Below are 19,419 nucleotides of genomic sequence, written 5' to 3'. Positions count from 1 at the left end.
GGCCAGGGCTCTGCCCTGGACCCGCTAAGGGCTGAGCCCTTAGAACCCGTTAGCGTTTTAGGGTTGGGGAGGGCGGGGCGTTTGCCTATTCCCTGCTTGTGCCTCGATCGCCCTCCCCAACCCTAAAACGGATGGATTGCAAAGGCTCGCCTTTGCCGGGGTTCCAAGGGGCAGCGCCCCTTGGCCTTCCCCTACCCTACCCTCTTCCCGCGCTTAACCCGTTCAGGTCGTTTCAGGTCAAGTCAGGGCTTGGGCGCGGACGAGGCGGGCGAAGGTGCCGTTTTGGGTGAGGAGGCTGGTGTAGGTGCCGGATTCGATGATGGTGCCTTCGCTGAGGACGGCGATGTGATCGGCGTCGCGGACGGTGGCGAGGCGGTGGGCAACGACGAGGGTGGTGCGTCCGGTGCGCAGGCGGGTGAGGGCTTGTTGGACGAGGGCTTCGGATTCGGCGTCGAGGGCGGAGGTGGCTTCGTCGAGCAGGAGGATGCGCGGGTCGCGCAGGAGGGCGCGGGCGATGGCGATGCGTTGGCGTTGGCCGCCGGAGAGGCGTTGGCCGTTGACGCCGACGCGGGTCTCATAGCCTTCGGGCAGGGTTGTGACGAAGTGGGCGGCGGCGGCGTGGGCGGCTGCTTCGATGGCGGCGCGGGTGGCGTTGGGGCGGCCCATGGCGATGTTGGCGGCGATGGTGTCATCGAACAGGAGTGAATCTTGGCCGACATAGGCGATGGCGGCGCGCAGGCTGGTGAGGGTGAGGCGGGTGATGTCGAAATCATCGATGAGGATGCGACCGCGCTGGGCGTCGTAGAGGCGGGGGATCAGGGCGAGGGCGGTGGATTTGCCGGCACCGGAGGCGCCGACGAGGGCGAGGGTGCGGCCGGGTTCGGCGGTGAAGGAGAGATCGACGAGGCCGGGGCGGCCATCGGGGTAGGCGAAGGCGACATGCTCGAAGGTGACGCGACCGGGGCCATCGGGCAGGGTGATGGTGCCGGTGGCGGGGGCGGTGGCGGGTTCATCGATGATGCTATAGACCCGGCTGAGGCCGGCGAGGCCTTCTTGGATGGCGGCGTTCATGGTGCCGAGCGCGCGCAGCGGGCGTGAGGCGATGAGCAGGGCGGCGACGAAGCCGGTGAAATTGCCGATGCCGGCGGCGCCGGCGGCGTTGCGCCAGCCGGCGAAGCCGATGACGGCGGCGATGGCGACGCCGCCGAGCACTTCGAGCATCGGATCGAGGGCGGCGCGGCCACGGATCATGCGCAGCAGGGCGGAATAGAGGCGGTCGAAGGCTTGGTTGGCGCGTTGTTGTTCGGGCTGTTCGAGCCCGTAGGCGCGCACGGTGCGGGCTTGGGCGAAGCTTTCGGTGAGCAGGGAGGCGGCTTCGCCCATGCGTTCTTGCATGCCGCCGGAGGCGCGGCGGATGCGCCGACCGATTTTTTGCACCGGCAGGCCGGCGAGCGGGTAGAGCACGGCGGCGATCAGGCTGAGTTCCCAATCGATCCAGATCATGGTGATGACGAGGCCGATCAGGGTGAAGGCGTCGGCGATGCCGTTGACGGCGCGCGACATGGCTTCGCGGATGATTGTGGCATCGGTGGTGAAGCGGGCGGCGAGCGCGGCGGGGGGTTCGCGTTCGAGGCGGGCGAGTTCGGCGTTGGTGAGGTGGGCGAACATGGCCGATTGCAGGCGTTTGATGGTGCCGAGCACGACTTGTTGGGTGAGGATGGTTTGGGCGTATTGGGCGATGGCTTTGACCAGGGTGACGGCGAGGACGATGGCGGGGACTTGGTAGAGGATGCGCGGGTCGCGTTTGGCGAACATGGTGAAGGCGCGGTCGATCAAGGCGGGGTACAGGGCGGTGGTGCCTGACATCAGCAGGGTGGCAATGATGATCAGGACGATGCGGGTGCGAAAATGGCGCACGTGATCGCGCCAGAGGCGGCGGATGAGCGGCAGGGTGGCGGTTGGGATCGGGTCAGTCATGGGCCGGGTGAATCCCACGCATTTGCGCGCTGATCAATTCCACCTGTCGGGCGAGGCGGGCGAGTGGCTCGGCCAAGGCAGTAGCGGTGGGGGCAGGAGCGGTGGGGGCAGGAGCGGTGGGGGCGGTGGGGGTGAGTGGGGCGGGGGTCGCGGTGAGTGGGGTGGTGAGTTGATCGGCCAGATAGCGCGACCAAGCGGCGAGGGCGGTGCGGTCGGCGGGGCTGAGGGTGGGGCGGGCGAGGCGGAGCGAGACGAGGCGACCGGCCATGCGGCGCAGCGTGGCATCGACCACCACGGCGCGGCGCAATTCGGGGTCGGCACCGCGATGCGGTTCGGCGAGGGCGCGGGCGATGGAGGCTTCGAGATTATTGCTGGCGAGGCCGGCGGCGCGGCGGGCGCGGTCGGGCGGGATGTTGGCTTGGTCGGTCAGGGTGGCGAAACTATCGCGCAGATAGGCTTGGTGGGCGGCGATGGCCTCGCGGGTGGCGGCGGCGAGGCGGTTGGTCTCGAAGCTGGGCCAGAGCAGCAGATTGGCGGCGATGGCGAGCAGGCCGCCCGCGAGCGTAAAGCCGATGCGCGAGAGGGCGACGAGGCGAGCACTTTCGCCGGGGACGATTTGCTCGATCAGCAGGATAATCATGGGCGTCAAGACGGCGATGAAGGCGCTGTAATTGACGCCGCGAATCGCGAACGCGGCCAAGGCGAGCGGCACCATGGTCAGCGAGATGGCGAGGGGGGTGATGCAGACCAGACCGATCAGGGCTGCGAGGATGCCGCCGGCGAGGGTGCCGCCGACGCGTTCGGCGGCGCGAATCCAGGTGGCGGAGAAATGCGGTTGCAGGGTCAGGATGGTGGTGATCGCGAGCCAATGGGCGAAGGGGTTATTGATCCGGTGCAGCACGAACAAGACGGGAATGATGACGCAGGCGGTGCGGGTGGCGTGGCGGAAGGACACCGAATTCCAGGTCAGGTTGGCGCGCAGCGTTTGCAGGGCGGCGAGGAGCAGCGGCGGGTTGGCGGCATCGAGGATTGGATCAGCGCCGGGGGGGATGGAGGAGCTGAGCAGCACCGAGAGATGCTCGATAATGGCGCGCAGCGGCGGCTGGGTGCGTGATGGTGCGTCGTTGACCAGGGCGCGCAAGCTGGCGAGGGCGGCGGTGCGCGGCGGCGTGGTGAGCGGGCGATCTGCTGCGATGTCGGGGGCCGCGCCGGTGAGAAAATCAGCGATGCGGTGCAGCGCTTGCGCGCAGGCGGGGTTTGCTGGGTCGGCCAGGCTATCGCTCAGGGCGATCAGGGCTTCGAACAGCAGATCGAGCGTGGCGAGGCGCAGGGCGATGCGGTTGCCACGGGCGCTGGCGGCCCCTTGGCGGCGGAAGGTGGCAAGGGTGATGGCGCGCGCTTGTTCGATGGCCTCGCGCACGGCGCGGCGATGCTGGCTGGCATGGCGATCCAACGCGGCTTCTGAGGGGTTTTCGCTGATAGCCGCGAGGTCTTGGCTGAGGGCGGCGAGGGCGCGGGCGGTGCGCGCGAGGGCTTCGCGGGCGGGGGCGTGTGGGCGCATGCGCCAGAGGCCGAGGGTGAGCAAGGCGGCCCAGAACGCGCCGCCGGCGAAGATGGCGCCGATGGTGGCATCGGTCGTGAGGGACGGGCCGGGTTGATCGAGGGCCAGCACGGTGGCGACGCTGAACAGATTGCCGAATTGCAAGCCGCCTTGGCCATAGATGCGCGACAGGCTGCCGGTGAAAATGAGCACGCCGCCGACCAGCAAAGCGGCGGGTGGTGCGCGCGACAGCAGGGTGGGCAAGAGGGCGAACACCATACCGCCGAGCAGGCCGAGCAGCAGCATGGGCAGCAGGCGGGTGCGCACCGGGCCGCCAGGGTCGGCGAAGCAGGCGAGCAGCGCGCCGAGAGCGGCGATGCCGAGCAGCGGGATGTGCAAAATCGCGCCCAGCGCCATGGTGACGGCGATGGCGATGGCGGCGCGCAGCCCTTCGAGCAGGGAAATCGCCCGAAGATCAAGCCGGAAATTCGGGGTGCCGGGGCGGATCGGCGTGGTGAGCGCCTCAGCCTGGGCCATCGATCCCGAAGATGCCGGTGCGCGGGAAGCCGCTGGGCGGCAATTTTCCTGCACTGCCGCGCGCGCCGAGCCAGGGGGTGAGATTGGTCTCGGTGCGGATTTTATCGCCCAGCGCCCAGCTTAACCCATCGGCCTGGTTGAAGAATTTGACATCGGCGAGGCCGCCATCCTTGTATTTTTGCAAGGCGACACCTTGGCCTTTGGCCATTTCCGGGATTTGCGCGGTGGGGAACACCAGCAATTTGCGATTTTGCCCGATCACTGCGCAATGATCGCCCGCGACGCGGCGGATGAGCAGGGCTTCCTCGCCGGGTTTGAGGCTGAGCAATTGCTTGCCGGTGCGCTTTTCGGCGGCGAGTTCGGCGCCGCTGATGATGAAGCCGCGCCCGGCGCTGCTGGCGAGCAGATATTTCGCTGCCGGATCGGCCACGAACATTGTGCGCAAATCATCGTCGTTGCCGAGTTCGATCAGCAGGCGAATCGCCTGACCATCACCGCGACCACGCGGCAAATCACCCGCGCGCAGCGAATAGACCCGGCCATTGGTGGCGAACAAAGTGAGGCGATCCGTGGTTTCGCAGGGGAGGAGGGTTTTGAGCCGGTCACCCTCTTTGAAGCGCAAATCGCTCTCGGTGCCGGGGCTGGGTTTCAATGTGCCTTTGACCGCGCGAATCCAGCCTTTGTCCGAGAGAATGACGGTGATCGCTTCGCGTTCGATGAAGGCTTCGGCGGCGACGTCGATTTGCGGGGCGGCACCATCGATGGTGGTGCGGCGGGCGCCGATTTTGCCGCTGCCAAAGCGGGTGCGGGTCGCTTTGATGTCGGCTGCGATGCTGGTCCAGCGCATGGCCTCGTCACTGAGCAGGGCGGCGAGGCTGGCCGCTTCGGCGGTGAGTTTGGCGTGTTCGGCGCGCAGCTCCATCTCCTCAAGGCGGCGCAGGCTGCGCAGGCGCATATTCAGGATCGCTTCGGCCTGGATGTCGGTGAGGGTGAAGGTGGCCATCAGCACCGGTTTGGGTTCGTCTTCGGTGCGGATGATGCGAATCAGCTCATCAAGGTTGAGAAATACCGCGAGATAGCCATCGAGAATTTCCAGCCGCCGGGCGATGGCGGCACCGCGATGGCGCGAGCGGCGGAGCAAGACCTCGTGGCGATGATCGAGCCAGGCGCGCAGCATTGGCTTGAGGCCGAGCAGGCGTGGGGTGCGATCCGCATCGATCACGTTCATGTTCATCGAGAAGCGCTGCTCGAAGGCGGTGGCGCGGAACAGGCTGGCCATCAGCATCTCGGGATCGACGGTGCGGCCTTTGGGTTCCAGCACGATGCGGAGATGATCGCTGCTTTCATCGCGGATATCGCCGAGTAGTGGTAGTTTTTTATCGGCGAGCAATTCGGCGACCTGCTCGATCAGGCGGGATTTTTGCACCTGATAGGGGATTTCGGTGACGACGATTTGCCACATGCCGTGCTTGAGATCCGACTTGCTCCAGCGGGCGCGCACGCGCAGCGAGCCACGACCCGATTCGTAAGCGGCGCAGAGGGTGGCGCGGTCTTCGACCAGCACGCCGCCGGTCGGGAAATCCGGCCCTTGCACCATGCGAAGCAGATCATCGGTGCTGGCATGGGGATGTTTGATCAGATGGATCGCGGCATCGCACAGTTCGCCGGCATTATGGGGCGGGATTGAGGTGGCCATGCCGACGGCGATGCCGGTGGCCCCGTTGGCCAGCAGGTTGGGGAAGGCGCCGGGCAGCACCACGGGTTCGCTGTCTTCGCCATCATAGGTCGGGCGGAAATCGACCGTGTCTTCATCGATCCCATCGAGCAGGGCGCTCGCGATTTCGGTCATCCGGCTTTCGGTGTAGCGCATGGCGGCGGCGTTATCGCCATCGATATTGCCGAAATTGCCTTGGCCTTCGATCAACGGGTAGCGCGAGGCGAAATCCTGGGCGAGGCGCACCAGGGCTTCGTAAATCGACATATCGCCGTGCGGGTGGAATTTACCCATCACGTCGCCGACCACGCGGGCGCATTTTTTGAAGCCCGAACCCGGATCGAGCTTGAGTTGGCGCATGGCGTAGATCAGCCGACGATGCACCGGCTTTAGGCCATCGCGCACATCGGGCAGGGAGCGCGCCATGATGGTGGATAGCGCGTAGGCAAGGTAGCGTTCGGACAGGGCTTCGGCCAAGGGGGCGTCGTGCACCACGCCGCGGTGATCATCAGGCATTTTCAGTCTCCGCCAATCGGGCGATCTGCTCATAAAGCGCTCTGCGTGACCAGGGAAGCGGGGCGTGGTGTGCGCCGAACGCATCGCGGGTGAGAAAATGACCGGTGAGGGCCAGACCATCGCGCAGGGCGGACCAGTCCGGTGGGCTGTCATCGGTGTCGCGGGCCAGAAAAGCGGGGAGCGGCAGGACGCGCGCGCGCCAGAGGCCGACAGCGTCGGCGGAGACCGCGCGGCCGGTGCGCGGCGAGACGAAGGCGAGATTGTCGGTGCTGCCGGTGACCGCACAGCAGCGCAAATCCAGCCCGTAGCCGAGATCGGCCAGTAAATCGCGCTCGAATCGGACCAAGGCGGGGAGCGCGTGGGCAATATCGGTAATGCCCGCGAGCAGGCGGGTCAGGGCGATGAACAAAGCTTGGTGCGGCTCGCGCTCGGGCAGGGCGCCGACGGTGACGGCGCAGGCAGCGCGCAGGGTGGCGAGGGCGAGCGGTTCGGTCATGGCGATGGCGGCGGCGGGGTGGATTAATTCGCCGGACAGGGTGCCGAGCTGGTCAGGCAGGCGGGCGACCCAGCGGGCGGCGAGCAGATTGCCGACCTGCCAGGTCGCGGCGTGGCGCTGGGAGGCGCCGCCGCGCACCAGACCGCGCCAAGCGCCTTGGGTTTCGGTGAGCAGCGTCATGCGGGCATCGGCTTCGCCGAACAAAGCGGCGTCGAGCACGATGGCGGGTTCGGACCATTCCAATGCGGTCAGATCGCTCCGTGATCGGCGCGGGTGGTGCGGGGACGGTGGATTTGGGGGCGATGGGCGGGCGGGTTACGCATCGGCGGCGAGGGCGTCGCGGGCGATTTGGGCGAGGTAGCCGGCGGCGACGGGCAGGATGGCATCGTTGAAATCATATTTATCATTGTGCAAAAACTGGCCATCGGTGGCGGGGCCGTTGCCGATCCAGGCATAGGCGCCGGGAATCGCTTGCAGGAAGGCCCCGAAATCTTCGCTGGCCATGGTGGGGGGGATGTCATCGCGCACGGGCCGACCGATGGTGCGGGCGGCGCGCTGGGCGCGGGCGGTTTCGGTGGGGTCGTTGATGGTGGCGGCGACGCCGCGCTCGATCGACACGGTGGCGGTACAGCCCAAGGCGAGGGCGGTGTTGGTGATTACGGTTTGGATGCGCGCGGCGATGGCATCGAAAACGGCGGGGCGCAGGGCGCGGAATGTGCCCCGGAGCGAAACGGTTTCGGGGATTTGATTATCCGCATCCGCGCCGTGCAGCACGCAGATGGAGACGGCGGCGGCTTCCAGCGGATCGACATTGCGCGACACCACGGTTTGCAGGGCGACCAGAATATGGCCCGCGCAAATCACCGGATCGTGGGTGAGGTCGGGCATCGCGGCGTGGCCGCCATGGCCATGGATGGTGATGGCGAGGCGTGCGCCTTGGGCCATCAACGGGCCGGGGCGGAGTGCGATGGTGCCCGCGTCCAGCCCGGGCCAATTATGGTAGCCATAGATGCGTTCCATCGGGAAGCGGGTGAGCACGCCGTCATCGATCATCGCTTGCGCGCCGCCGAAGCCTTCCTCGGCGGGTTGGAACAGGAGATGCACGGTGCCGGACCAGGACGGATCATCGCGCAGGAGCATGGCGGCACCGAGTAGCGAGACGGTGTGGCCATCATGGCCGCAAGCATGCATCACGCCGGGATTGGTTGAGGCGTGGGGCGCGCCGGTGGCTTCATGGATCGGCAGCGCATCCATATCCGCACGCAGACCGACGCTGCGATTGCCGCCGCGCCGCAGGCTGGCGACCACGCCATGCCCGCCAATGCCGGCTTCGAACGGGATGCCGAGCTCGCGCAAACGCGCACAGACGAATTGCGCGGTGTTTTGCTCGTGGCAGGATAATTCGGGGTGGCGGTGCAGATGATGGCGCCAGGGGGTTAGGGTGTCGAGCAAGGAATCCATGCAGGGACCGATCAATTGTTGAAGCGGGACAGTTTGAACGCTTGGTTTTCGCGCTGCATGGTAGGCATGGAATTTCAGGATCGGCAAGGAAGTTTGTGCTGGCGGTGTGCGGGGCTGGCGGTAGATTGATAAATCATGATGGATCATGATAGATCATGACAATCCAGGAGGAGCGAAAACATGGGATCGGCCGTTCGGGAAAAATTCGCAACCCAGGTCAATGCTGAAATTTTGGCGGCGGTGCGCGCGCTGGCTGCCGATGAGGGACGGCAATTGCAGGCGTTGGTTGATGAAGCTTTGGCTGATTTGCTGGAGAAACGGCGACAGACCCAGCCGCGCGCGCATGTGCTGCGGGCCTATCGGGCCAGTCACGCGGCGTTTGGTGCGCTCTATCACAAGCTGGCCGAGTGACCGATTATTTGACGCTGGCCGAGGCGTTGGCGATCCATCACGATCAGATTGAGCGCTATGGCGGTGCGGCGGGGTTGCGCGATGCGGGGGCGTTACAGGCGGCGTTATACCGACCGCAAACCGGCTATTATGCGGATTTGATCGAAGAGGCGGCGGCGTTGTGGGAGAGCCTTGCGCAAAACCATGCATTCATTGACGGCAATAAGCGGATCGGGTTTGCCGCGACCTATAGTTTTTTGGCGATCAATGGGGTGCAGATTATCGCGGATGCGGATGCGACTTTTGCGTTTATTGCCGGACTATACGCGATCAACGAATTCGAGATGCGACATTTGGTGCCGTGGCTGCGCGCGCATACCGCCCCTGCCCCGCCCCCCTGACATCAGCGTGAAATAGCGCGGGGGATCGGGGCGGGATTGGTGCGGCTTAGAGCAACGTTCGATCAGATGGAATCATCTGATCGAATAAAGTTGATCGTCAAAACAATGAGTTAGAGCATTGTCGGTGAGCTTATGCGAACGGAAAATGCTCTAGCCTTCGCGTTCGACCATCATTTGCTTGATTTTGCCGATGGCTTTGGCGGGGTTGAGGCCTTTCGGGCAGGTTTGGGTGCAGTTCATGATGGTGTGGCAGCGATAGAGTTTGAATGGGTCTTGCAGCGCATCGAGCCGTTTGCCGGTGTTTTCATCGCGCGAATCGGCGATCCAGCGATAGGCGGCCATCAGCACGGCGGGGCCGAGATAGCGATCCCCGTTCCACCAATAAGAGGGGCAGGAGGTGGAGCAGCAGAAACAGAGAATGCACTCCCATAGTCCATCGATTTCGGCGCGCTCTTCGGGGCTTTGCCGACGCTCGCCATCCGGGGGTGCGGGGGTTTCGGCCTGGAGCCAGGGCTCGATGGAGCGATATTGCGCGTAGGCCTGGTTCAAATCCGGCACCAAATCTTTGACCACTGGCATGTGCGGCAGCGGATTGATCGCGACCGCTTCTTTGACCTCATCGATCGGCTTGAGGCAGGCGAGGGTGTTGGTGCCATCGATATTCATCGCGCAGGAGCCGCAAATGCCTTCGCGGCAGGAGCGGCGGAAGGTGAGGGTGCTATCGATTTCGTTTTTGATTTTGATCAGCGCGTCCAGCACCATCGGGCCGCACGCATCGAGATCGATCTCGTACGTGTCGGTATGCGGGTTGCCGCCATCATCGGGGTTCCAGCGATAGACTTTGAAGGCTTTGACCCGCTTGGCGCCGGGCGGGGCCTTGAAGGTTTTGCCGACGGTGACCCGGCTGTTTTTCGGGAGCGTTAGATTGGCCATGGTGTAGAGCCCTTATCAGTAAACGCGCTTTTTCGGCGGGAACACCGAAACATCATTGGTCATGGTTTGCATGCGGACATTGCGGTAATCGAGCGAAACCTCGCCTTCGGCAGTGCAGGTGGCGAGCGAGTGCTTCATCCAGTTTTGGTCATCGCGCTCGGGGTAGTCATCATGGGCGTGCGCGCCACGGCTTTCGTGGCGGGCTTCGGCGGAGACCATGGTGGTGAGCGCGTTGCCCATCAGATTTTGCAGCTCCATCGCTTCCATCAGGTCCGAATTCCAGATCATGCCGCGATCGGCGATGGCGATATCGGACATGCCGCGCCACAGATCGGTCATTTTGGTGACCCCTTCGGCGAGGGTTTTCGAGTTGCGGAACACGGCGGCGTGGTTTTGCATGGTGCGCTGCATGGAATCGCGCAGGGCGGCGATGTGGGATGCGCCTTTGGCGTGACGCGTGGCGTCCAGCCGGTCGAGCGAGGCTTCGCCGGCGCGCGCGGGCAAGGCGGGCTGGCTGGCGCCGGGGTTGACGATTTTGGCGGCTTGATGGGCGGCAGCCCGCCCGAATACCACCAGATCGAGGAGAGAGTTGGTGCCGAGCCGGTTGGCGCCATGCACCGAGACGCAGGCTGCCTCGCCCACCGCCATCAGGCCGGGGACGATGGCGTCCGGATCGTTCGCGGTGGGGCGCAGGACTTCGGCGCGGAAATTGGTGGGGATGCCGCCCATATTGTAATGGACGGTGGGGAGCACCGGGATCGCCGCTTTGGTAAGATCGACGCCGGCGAAGACGCGGGCGGTCTCGGAAATGCCGGGCAGGCGCTCATGCAGTTGCGCCGGATCGAGATGTTCGAGATGCAGCATGATGTGGTCTTTGTTGGGACCACAGCCGCGCCCTTCCATGATTTCGATGGTCATGGAGCGCGACACCACATCGCGCGAGGCGAGATCTTTCGCGGTGGGGGCATAGCGCTCCATGAAGCGCTCGCCCTCGGCGTTGGTGAGGTAGCCGCCCTCGCCGCGCGCCCCTTCGGTGATCAGGCAGCCGGCGGGGAAAATGCCGGTGGGGTGGAATTGCACAAATTCCATGTCTTGCAGCGGCAGGCCGGCACGCAGCGCCATGCCCGCGCCATCGCCGGTGCAGGTATGGGCGGAGGTGCAGGAGAGATAGGCGCGGCCATAACCGCCGGTGGCGAGGACGACCATTTGCGCGCGGAAGCGGTGGATGGTGCCATCATCGAGGCACCAAGCCATGACGCCCCGGCAGCGGCCTTCGTCATCCATGATCAGGTCGGTCGCGAAATACTCGACGAAAAACTCGACATCATGCTTGAGGCTTTGTTGATAGAGCGTATGCAAAATGGCGTGGCCGGTGCGATCGGCGGCGGCGCAGGCGCGGCGCACCGGCTCTTTGCCGTAATCTTTCATGTGGCCGCCGAACGGGCGCTGATAGATTTTGCCATCTTCGGTGCGGCTGAACGGCACGCCGAAATGTTCGAGCTCATAGACGGCGGGGATGGCTTCGCGGCACATATATTCGATGGCGTCTTGATCGCCCAGCCAATCCGAGCCTTTCACCGTGTCATACATGTGCCAGCGCCAATCATCCGGCTCCATGCTGCCCAGTGCCGCGCCGATGCCGCCTTGGGCGGCGACGGTGTGGCTGCGGGTGGGGAACACTTTGGTGATGCAGGCGGTTTTCAGACCGGCGGCGCCCATGCCGAGTGTGGCCCGCAGGCCGGAACCGCCGGCACCGACCACCAGCACGTCATAGGTGTGATCGATGATGGTGTAAGCGCCGGTCGATGGCTTGGAGATCGCGTTCATGATGAGACCCTTGCAAAGATTGCCGCGTCAAAACTCGTGAGGACCCGCCCGATTCCGTTAGAGGGCGAGTTTGAGAACCGAGACGATGGCCAACAGCCCGAACAGCACCGTGATGGCGCGAATGGCGAGCAGGAGCGCAATACGCCGACCCTCGGCATGGATGTAGTCTTCGATCACCACCTGCAAACCCAGTTGCAAATGATAAAAAAGTGCGAGGATCAGGGCGATGAACAAAACCGCGTTCCACGGCTCATGCATATAGGCGATCATCGCGGCTTGGTTGGCACCCGCGAGCAGGAGCACCGAGGCGACGAAATAGAGGCTCAGCGGCAGCAGCGCCATCGCGGTGAGGCGCTGCGCCCACCAATGATGCAGGCCGGATTTGGCCGAGCCATAGCCGCGCGCCCGGCCCAGGGCGGAGCGCATGATTTCCGGACGGAGCGTGGTTTTATCACTCATCATGCTCACCCGATCACCAGAAAGAGGCCCCAGAAGATCACGCTCAGCCCGATGGTGGCGGCGAGCACGGCGTAGCCGGTGCGGTGCATCACCGGCAATTCAAATCCGTAGCCGGCATCCCAGAGCAAATGGCGGATGCCGTTGGCAAAATGATAGAACAAGGCGAGGGTGAAGCCGAACAGCACCAGCTTGCCGAAAATGGAATCGAGCACCGCCTGGGCGATGGCGAAGGCACCGGGCGAGGTGGCGGCGGCGGCGAGCCAGAGGGCCAGCAGCAGGGCACCCGCCGAGAGGGCGATGCCGGTGAAACGATGAAAAATCGACAAAGCCGACGAAATTTGCGGGCGATAGACCTGCAAATGCGGCGAGAGTGGGCGGCGAACCATTTTGCCGTCTGAATTGCGACCCTGCATCAGGGCTTCGCGAACATCCTGCACCACGACCAAATCCCCCTTGAGCACGAAATGCTGCACCTGCTTACTGCCCGGAACCGTCAGGGTCAATGAAACAGCAACGTGGCTGTCATGCAGCGGATAGAATAAGATTTAATGAATATGAGCGCGCTTTACGGCAGAAGCCGGAGCAAGCGGGTGGTGCGCGTGGTGCAGCTTTCCAAATCGCGCAGCACCGGCACCTCGTAGCAGGCGAGCGGCGCAAACCCTTCGCGCGGGGCGTAAGCGCGGCCCGGCTCGGCCAGCCAGATTTCGGCATGGCGGGCAAGGTGGCGCAGCCAGGGCACGATGCGCGCGGCCATGGGCGATTCGTAGCAAATATCGCCACAGAGGATCAGATCGGCGGCGAGGGGCGTGCCGACCCGATCGGCAATGTCGATCATGAGGTTTACGCCGTTCAGCTCTGCGTTGAGCGCAAGGGCGGCGCCGGCCATCGGGTCGATATCGATGGCGGTGACCTGGGCGGCCCCGGCGCGCAGGGCGGCGATGCCGGCGACGCCGCTGCCGGCGGCAAAATCGATGACGCGGCGGCCTTGGAGGGTCGCGGGATGATCGAGGCTGTAGCGGGCGAGCGCGGCGGAGCCGGGCCAGACGAAGGCCCAGTAGGGCGGAGCGATGCCGTGATGATCGAGGAATTCTTCGCTGGCCTGCCAGATCGGGGTGATTTCGCTGGCCTGATAGGCCATGATGTCCGGGCAGAGCGGGGCGGGCGCGGGGTGGGTTTGCGCGCGAATGAAGTCAGCGCGGGTGTCCGGGGTCAATGGCCGACCAGGATCGCGAGGGCGACGGCGAGGCCAACGGCGCGGTTGAGTTTGAACAAAGCGAGGCAGCGTGCCGGGTTGTTGATGTCGAGCGCGATGACTTGCCAAGCGAGCAAAGCGGCGGGGATGATCATGGCGGCCCAGCCGAGGGGGTTGATGCCGGTGAGAGCGAAGCTGAGCAGCAGGAAGGCTAGCGTGCCGGCATAGCAGCGGGCGAGGAACGGGCGGGTTTGCGCGCCGAACCAGAGGGCTGTGGATTTGATGCCGACCAGTGCGTCATCCTCACGGTCTTGATGGGCGTAGATGGTGTCATAGCCGAGAATCCAGCAGATCGCGGCGGCGTAGAGGCTGAGCGCGGCCAGGGTGAGCTGGCCGGTGGCGGCGATCATGCCGAGCAGCGCGCCCCAGCCGAAGGTGAGGCCCAGCACGATTTGGGGAAACCAGGTGACGCGCTTGGCGGCGGGGTAGAGGGCGACCAGCAGGAGCGAGGCGGCGCCGGTGATTTGGGCGGGGCGGTTGAGTTGCAGCAGGATCAGCAGGCCGACGAGCGACAGCATGGCGAGGAAGGCGAGTGCGGCGGGCACCGAGACTGTGCCCGCTGCGAGTGGGCGGGCGGCGGTGCGCGCCACGGCGCGATCAAGCTTGCGGTCCCACAGATCATTCACCACGCAGCCGGCCCCGCGCATGACGATGGCGCCGATTCCGAACAGCAGGATCAGCCACAGGCTGAACCACAGGCCCTGATCGGCCAGCAAAATGCTCCACAGGCCGGGCAGGAACAGCAGCCAGGCGCCGATGGGCCGGTCCAGCCGGGCGAGGAGCGCGAAAGGTTGGGCGGCGGGCGGCAGGCGGGCAATCCAGCCATCGGGGCGGATATCGGTAAAATCGGCTGGGGCTGCTACAGGGCTGGTCATGGCTTCGATCATTCGCCTCCATTGTGGAGAAAAATTGCACGCTGGCGCGCTCATTGCCATGGATCGGGCGCGGGCGCACTATCTGGGTTCGGTGATGCGCCGGGGGGTTGGCGACACGCTGCTGTTGTTCAATGGCCGCGATGGCGAGTTTCAGGCGGAGATTAGCCGGTTGGAGCGCGGGGCGGTGACGCTGACGCTCGGCGCGCAGACCCGCGCGCCGGAGGCTGAGCCGGATGGTTGGCTGTGTTTTGCGCCGATCAAGCGCGATGCCAGCGAATGGGTGGTGGAAAAAGCCACCGAGCTGGGCATTGCGGTGATCCAGCCGGTGATCACCGCGCGCACCCAGCCACACCGGGTTAACCCGGAGCGGTGGGCGGCGATTGCCACCGAGGCGGCGGAGCAAAGCGAGCGGCTGAGCGTGCCGGAACTGCGCGCCCCCCTGCCCTTCGCCGCGTTGCTGCGCGACTGGCCGGCGGGGCGGATTTTATTTGCGGCGACCGAGCGGATCGCGGCGCCGGGCTTGGAATTACCGGCGGAGCGGACACAGGGCTGGGGCTTGCTGATTGGGCCGGAGGGTGGATTTGCGCCCGCAGAGCTTGACGAGCTGGCTCGGCATCCCTTTGTTACGAGGCGAACACTTGGACCACGGATCCTCCGGGCCGAGACTGCCGCCATTGCCGGGCTGGCTCGGCTGCTTGCCGTGCCGCCGGAAGCCTGATCAGGAGTTTGACGTGTCCAATCCCGGCGAAGCCGATGCCACCCCGATTACCGAGATGCACCAGCTTGCGGACTGGTTTGCCGCTGGCTGCAAGCCTCCGAGCGACTATCGCATTGGCACCGAGCATGAGAGTTTTGGCTTTCGCCATGCCGATCAACGCTCAATCCCGTATGAGCCGGATGGGATTAGGGCGGTGCTGGAGTCGGTTGCGGCGGCGGAGGGGTTGGCGCCGATTATGGATCGGGGGCAGCCGATTGGGCTGAATGGCGCGAATTTTTCGATTTCGCTGGAGCCGGGCGGGCAATTTGAGCTTTCGGGCGGGATTGTTGCGGATTTGCATGCCACAAGGGCGGAAATTGAGGCGCATATTGCGCGGGTGCAGCGCATTGCGAACCAGATGGGTATTGGGTTTGCGCCGCTGGGGTTTCACCCCACCGCGACGCGGGAGGATTTGTTTTGGATGCCGAAGGGGCGCTACGCGATTATGCGGGCGCATATGCCAAGGGTGGGCGCGCGCGGGCTTGATATGATGCTGCGCACTTGCACGGTGCAGGCCAATCTCGATTTTTGCTCTGAAGCGGACATGGTGCGCAAAATGCGCCTTTCGCTCCGGCTGCAACCGTTGGCGACTGCGTTGTTTGCCAATTCGCCGTTTCGCGAGGGCAAGCCGAACGGGATGCTCTCGAACCGGGCCTTTACCTGGCTGGATACTGATAATGCGCGCAGCGGGGTACCGGCGTGTGTGTTTGACGATGATTTCGGGTTTGCGCGGTATGCGGACTATTTGCTCGATGTGCCGATGTATTTTGTCTATCGCGATGGCGCGTATATCGATGTGGCGGGGCATTCGTTCCGCGATTTCATGGCGGGCAAGCTGGCCGGGTTTGAGGGGCAGTATCCGACGATGGGCGATTTTGCCGATCACGCGACCACGGCGTTTCCGGATGTGCGGCTGAAGCGGTTTATCGAGACCAGAGGCGCGGATTCTGGCAATCCGGCGATGTTGCTGGCGCAGCCGGCGTTGTGGACCGGGCTATTTTACGATGACGCCGCGCTGCAAGCCGCCGAGGCTTTGACGGCGGGCCTTGATTATGCGGCGGTGGTGGCGATGCGCGAGGCGGTGCCAGAGCGCGGCCTTGACCTCGCTCTTGGGCGCGGCACGCTGCGCGATTTGGCGCGCGACGTGATCACCATCGCCGCCGATGGCCTACGCGCCCGCGCCCGGCACGACGCGGCGGGGAATGACGAGACGCAGTATCTCGCGCCGCTGGAGGAAATTGCCGCGGGCGGACCGACGCAGGCGGAACATTGGCTGGGGCGGTATTTCGGCGCTTGGCATGGGGATGCGCGGAAGATTTTTGCGGAGGCGGCGCTGTAGGGGCGTGCTTATTAAACTTACTTCGTGTGGGACCCTAGCCGCTGCCTTTCAATGAGACGGGGTGTAATCTCTAGCCCGACGAGATCGCAGTATCTTTTGAAATCGGCACTATTTTCGGGGGGCCTCATATCTAGCCTCTCAGCCACTGCGTATCTTAGAACGGATGTTCCAACATGATCCTTTTTGAGTAAATTAGCAACTTCATCAAGTTCTTTCAACGGGAATGAACGATAACAGTCGAGTTTGATTATAACATCCAGATATTTTTTCATCGAGTTTGGAACTTTTTCTAAAACTTGCTGATAGGTTATATCCAAATTCTCATCCCCAACCGCTCGAGACAGCTTTCGACTACAATACGATATAAACCCTGCAGTGAGAATAAATACAATTTGTCGCGCGATTTTTTCCCTAATATCGTTATTTTTATCTTTGTATTCAGGATTTTGCTTGATCTCAATATGGTATAACGCAGTTTGTATCATATCAACTACTGTATCAATTGATTTTGATAATTTATCCAGCAAGCTACCAATACATCTTAAAATAGCATTTGATGCCACTTCGAGCATATTTTGTTTTGGTTCAGCGTCAATGCGCGCGTAATGATTTCTTAGGATATGACCGATAATTTCGACAGCAACAAACACTCGATCCATCTCGTCCAACATCACATTTGGGCCGGCCTCCATCGCCGACCTTTCAGACGCGTCAATCCTATCATGTGTGTCAAACCTGTTGTTACGACGCTCCTTTGTTTTAGTTTCATCCAAGATTTGATTTGGGATTTGTTCGATTAATCTATTAATAACTTCAGTATTTTCAATAGAAAATTCAAATTGTGGCGCAGCAACATATGCTTCACTTAAGTTTTTTATTAGGCTATCAATTACGATCATACTGTCGGTATGAAACGACAAAAATATTAATATATTGGCGGTCTGTCGTGACCAAGCATTAAGACAGAGGTCTCTTACATGGTCGGCCATCACCTGCTGGTTAAGATTGCGGCTGATATACTCGGACAGAAAAAAATTATATACATAGGTATGTCGGATCCTATAAATATCCTGACCCACCTCAAATATTCCAATTTGACGCATTTTTTCAAGTATTGCGAAAAGCCCTGACTTGCGTAAGGCTCGACGCGACGCGAATTGATCGACTACGCATTCCACTTCGTCAGCCGTCAGCTCCATACTACTAGAATTATATATGGCCCACGCGACCTCGGGAAGAAGGGCGTAAGCTTGCTCGGCCTCGGCAACTTTCAAATTTTTTAGAATAGCGCTATCAATTAGAAATTTGTAATACCTCACGTATCCACTATGGGCCAAGTCCGCCGACTGGCCACTATCAATAGCTTGAAGCAATATCAATACGATTAACGGTGTCCTAGGCACAATATGGGTTGTTAAAATTCTGTTTATAACCGTTCTTTTGCTCTCTACAGCATGCCTAAATTGATCATTAGATAAATCATCATATTTTTTTGCTTTACACCAATTCTCAATGAGTTCATATCTTTTTTTATGCCCCAATTCCGAGATTTCCGATTGAAAAAACTCTCGTAATATTGCGATATCTGCCGTATTTTCTAACACCGAAAACTTGTAAGAGGTCGCCGTAGTTATTATTACGCTATAGTACGAATCTTTGAGCCAACCTAAGATTTTTAAAGCGTATTTTTTACTTAGTGTTATTTGATCAAAATCATCAATTATAATTATAATTTTTTTACTATCAATTTTTTTTGCCTGCTTTTGGGAAAATCCAAGATACTGTTCACTGATGCATTGAGCTATTTTATTACTCAAATCGTCCACATTTGCAGACTTTATTTTTTTACTTGACAATAAGACTGGAAAAAAATTCCCCGCGTGCAGTATCCTAAATAACTTTTTGCAGGCGGTTGACTTTCCTGAAGTCTCACCGCCAACAATATGTATTGAATTACCGGACATTGCTTCGTCGCAGATTCGGGATATGTTCGAACTTAAACGTTTTAACTTTCCAGCAGCATCGCGCTCTTCAACTATAATATCTAGATCAATCCATATGTCTTCGAGACTTATCCAGGAATCTCCACTAATTAGATTTTTGTCAAGAGAATTAAGAACTTCACTCTCAAATACTGTGGAAATTTGGTATGAGCTGACAAGATATTCATTGTTTAAATCTTCAGAGTTTTTTTTTGTAAATTCACGAATTAAAATTTGCTTGATTTTTTCTTTCAAATCTTTTTCATCGATAAAATACTGATATAGTCCTGATGTGCTTATGCGTTCTTTATATTCGGCAATTTTCTGGAGCTGCAAAATTTGATTATTATCAATATGCTTCGCCTGAAACGTAACATCCTTAAAGAAAAAGCTTGCATGCCTCAGAGTCCCTGCCTGTAAAGCGCCAATTGCTCCATTAAACTCTTCCTCCGTGCCGGAACCATACTTTTGAGTCGGTGAACCAAAAGTCGCGCCCATGATTCCTATATATAAATCATATTCGCCAAGCTGCTGCGTGATTATTTCTTGAGGTTTATTACCGAATTCCGATACCGCATTTTCCTCCCACAACCACGGTTCGAGTCGAATACCATTTTTCTCGAAAAAGGACGACGTCTCCAAAATTGCTGATTTTGCCGCCTGCCTCTCGGCGACAACGTCAGTCGGGGACGACACAAATACGCGATAGACAATCATTTTTTGAGACATCGTGACCTAACCCTACAGCCGTGAGCAAAGAAAGAAATTACAACTTGAAAAAGATTGTGTCCACATTTTTTGGTGGCACAAAATGCGACGCAAGCAAACAAATCAGTTTGTCCTGGCGTTCCGATCAAACCTACACCCTGAGTTAGCGGAAATCTTGCAAACACTTGAGTGCTTTGCCGCCCTAAAAGTGTGTTTTTTACGCTGCCCCTAAAATGCCAAAAAGTTTTTTGGTTC

Annotated in this window: 16 protein-coding genes; 4 read left to right on the top strand and 12 right to left on the bottom strand. The window is 61.0% G+C overall.

The annotated features are described in order from the left end of the window. Positions 1-237: 237 nt before the first annotated feature. The 5 genes from ACYUCQ_RS00370 to ACYUCQ_RS00350 all read right to left on the bottom strand — a co-directional run bounded on the left by ACYUCQ_RS00370 (position 238) and on the right by ACYUCQ_RS00350 (position 8,241). Positions 238-1,977 carry an ABC transporter ATP-binding protein gene (locus tag ACYUCQ_RS00370; protein ID WP_460252508.1) on the bottom strand — a complete coding sequence of 580 codons (1,740 nt, stop codon included), beginning with the start codon at positions 1,975-1,977 and terminating at the stop codon, positions 238-240. Beyond that, positions 1,970-4,054 carry an FUSC family protein gene (locus tag ACYUCQ_RS00365; protein ID WP_460252507.1) on the bottom strand — a complete coding sequence of 695 codons (2,085 nt, stop codon included), beginning with the start codon at positions 4,052-4,054 and terminating at the stop codon, positions 1,970-1,972. The genes ACYUCQ_RS00370 and ACYUCQ_RS00365 overlap by 8 nt, the downstream gene beginning before the upstream one ends. After that, positions 4,041-6,284, bottom strand: coding sequence for a DNA topoisomerase IV subunit A (parC, locus tag ACYUCQ_RS00360; RefSeq protein ID WP_460252506.1), 2,244 nt, complete (start codon positions 6,282-6,284; stop codon positions 4,041-4,043). The genes ACYUCQ_RS00365 and parC overlap by 14 nt, the downstream gene beginning before the upstream one ends. Then, positions 6,277-7,023: a DNA repair protein RecO gene (gene recO / locus ACYUCQ_RS00355; protein WP_460252505.1), complete on the bottom strand. Its 747-nt coding sequence runs from the start codon at positions 7,021-7,023 to the stop codon at positions 6,277-6,279. The genes parC and recO overlap by 8 nt, the downstream gene beginning before the upstream one ends. Positions 7,024-7,095: 72 nt before the next feature. Next, positions 7,096-8,241: an amidohydrolase gene (locus ACYUCQ_RS00350; RefSeq protein WP_460252504.1), complete on the bottom strand. Its 1,146-nt coding sequence runs from the start codon at positions 8,239-8,241 to the stop codon at positions 7,096-7,098. 180 nt (positions 8,242-8,421) lie between these two features. Between ACYUCQ_RS00350 and ACYUCQ_RS00345 the strand changes: the two genes are divergently transcribed. Further along, positions 8,422-8,652 (top strand): hypothetical protein, encoded by a 231-nt coding sequence (locus ACYUCQ_RS00345; protein ID WP_460252503.1) that lies wholly within the window; start codon positions 8,422-8,424, stop codon positions 8,650-8,652. Beyond that, complete coding sequence (locus ACYUCQ_RS00340; RefSeq protein WP_460252502.1) at positions 8,649-9,032, top strand: type II toxin-antitoxin system death-on-curing family toxin; 384 nt, start codon at positions 8,649-8,651, stop codon at positions 9,030-9,032. The genes ACYUCQ_RS00345 and ACYUCQ_RS00340 overlap by 4 nt, the downstream gene beginning before the upstream one ends. A gap of 150 nt (positions 9,033-9,182) precedes the next feature. Here ACYUCQ_RS00340 and ACYUCQ_RS00335 read toward each other — a convergent pair whose 3' ends face one another. The 6 genes from ACYUCQ_RS00335 to ubiA all read right to left on the bottom strand — a co-directional run bounded on the left by ACYUCQ_RS00335 (position 9,183) and on the right by ubiA (position 14,378). Then, entirely contained in the window at positions 9,183-9,965 is a 783-nt protein-coding gene (locus ACYUCQ_RS00335; RefSeq protein WP_460252501.1) for a succinate dehydrogenase iron-sulfur subunit, read from the bottom strand. Between the two features lie 15 nt (positions 9,966-9,980). Then, positions 9,981-11,792 carry a succinate dehydrogenase flavoprotein subunit gene (sdhA, locus tag ACYUCQ_RS00330; RefSeq protein WP_460252500.1) on the bottom strand — a complete coding sequence of 604 codons (1,812 nt, stop codon included), beginning with the start codon at positions 11,790-11,792 and terminating at the stop codon, positions 9,981-9,983. Positions 11,793-11,849: 57 nt separating this feature from the next. Then, on the bottom strand, positions 11,850-12,251 hold the full coding sequence (gene sdhD, locus ACYUCQ_RS00325; protein WP_460252499.1) for a succinate dehydrogenase, hydrophobic membrane anchor protein: 402 nt from the start codon (positions 12,249-12,251) through the stop codon (positions 11,850-11,852). Positions 12,252-12,256: 5 nt separating this feature from the next. Further along, complete coding sequence (gene sdhC / locus ACYUCQ_RS00320; protein WP_460252498.1) at positions 12,257-12,754, bottom strand: succinate dehydrogenase, cytochrome b556 subunit; 498 nt, start codon at positions 12,752-12,754, stop codon at positions 12,257-12,259. Positions 12,755-12,816: 62 nt separating this feature from the next. Beyond that, the gene (locus tag ACYUCQ_RS00315; RefSeq protein WP_460252497.1) at positions 12,817-13,464 is read right to left on the bottom strand and encodes a class I SAM-dependent methyltransferase; all 648 of its coding nucleotides are present in this window, start codon (positions 13,462-13,464) and stop codon (positions 12,817-12,819) included. Beyond that, positions 13,461-14,378 carry a 4-hydroxybenzoate octaprenyltransferase gene (gene ubiA, locus ACYUCQ_RS00310; protein WP_460252496.1) on the bottom strand — a complete coding sequence of 306 codons (918 nt, stop codon included), beginning with the start codon at positions 14,376-14,378 and terminating at the stop codon, positions 13,461-13,463. Before ubiA ends, ACYUCQ_RS00315 begins: the two co-directional genes overlap by 4 nt. A 34-nt stretch (positions 14,379-14,412) precedes the next feature. On the opposite strand from ubiA, the gene ACYUCQ_RS00305 reads away from it, so the two are divergent. Together ACYUCQ_RS00305 and ACYUCQ_RS00300 are read left to right on the top strand one after the other, a co-directional pair. Next, positions 14,413-15,096: a 16S rRNA (uracil(1498)-N(3))-methyltransferase gene (locus tag ACYUCQ_RS00305; RefSeq protein ID WP_460252495.1), complete on the top strand. Its 684-nt coding sequence runs from the start codon at positions 14,413-14,415 to the stop codon at positions 15,094-15,096. 13 nt (positions 15,097-15,109) lie between these two features. Further along, a complete protein-coding gene (locus tag ACYUCQ_RS00300; RefSeq protein WP_460252494.1) occupies positions 15,110-16,474 on the top strand; it encodes a glutamate--cysteine ligase in 1,365 nt (454 codons plus the stop codon). Positions 16,475-16,491: 17 nt separating this feature from the next. Here ACYUCQ_RS00300 and ACYUCQ_RS00295 read toward each other — a convergent pair whose 3' ends face one another. Beyond that, positions 16,492-19,173: a DUF4062 domain-containing protein gene (locus ACYUCQ_RS00295; protein ID WP_460252493.1), complete on the bottom strand. Its 2,682-nt coding sequence runs from the start codon at positions 19,171-19,173 to the stop codon at positions 16,492-16,494. Positions 19,174-19,419: the final 246 nt, after the last annotated feature.

The sequence above is a fragment of the Acidiphilium sp. MT5 genome (assembly GCF_054767495.1).
This window is presented reverse-complemented; position numbering and strand designations above follow the sequence as displayed.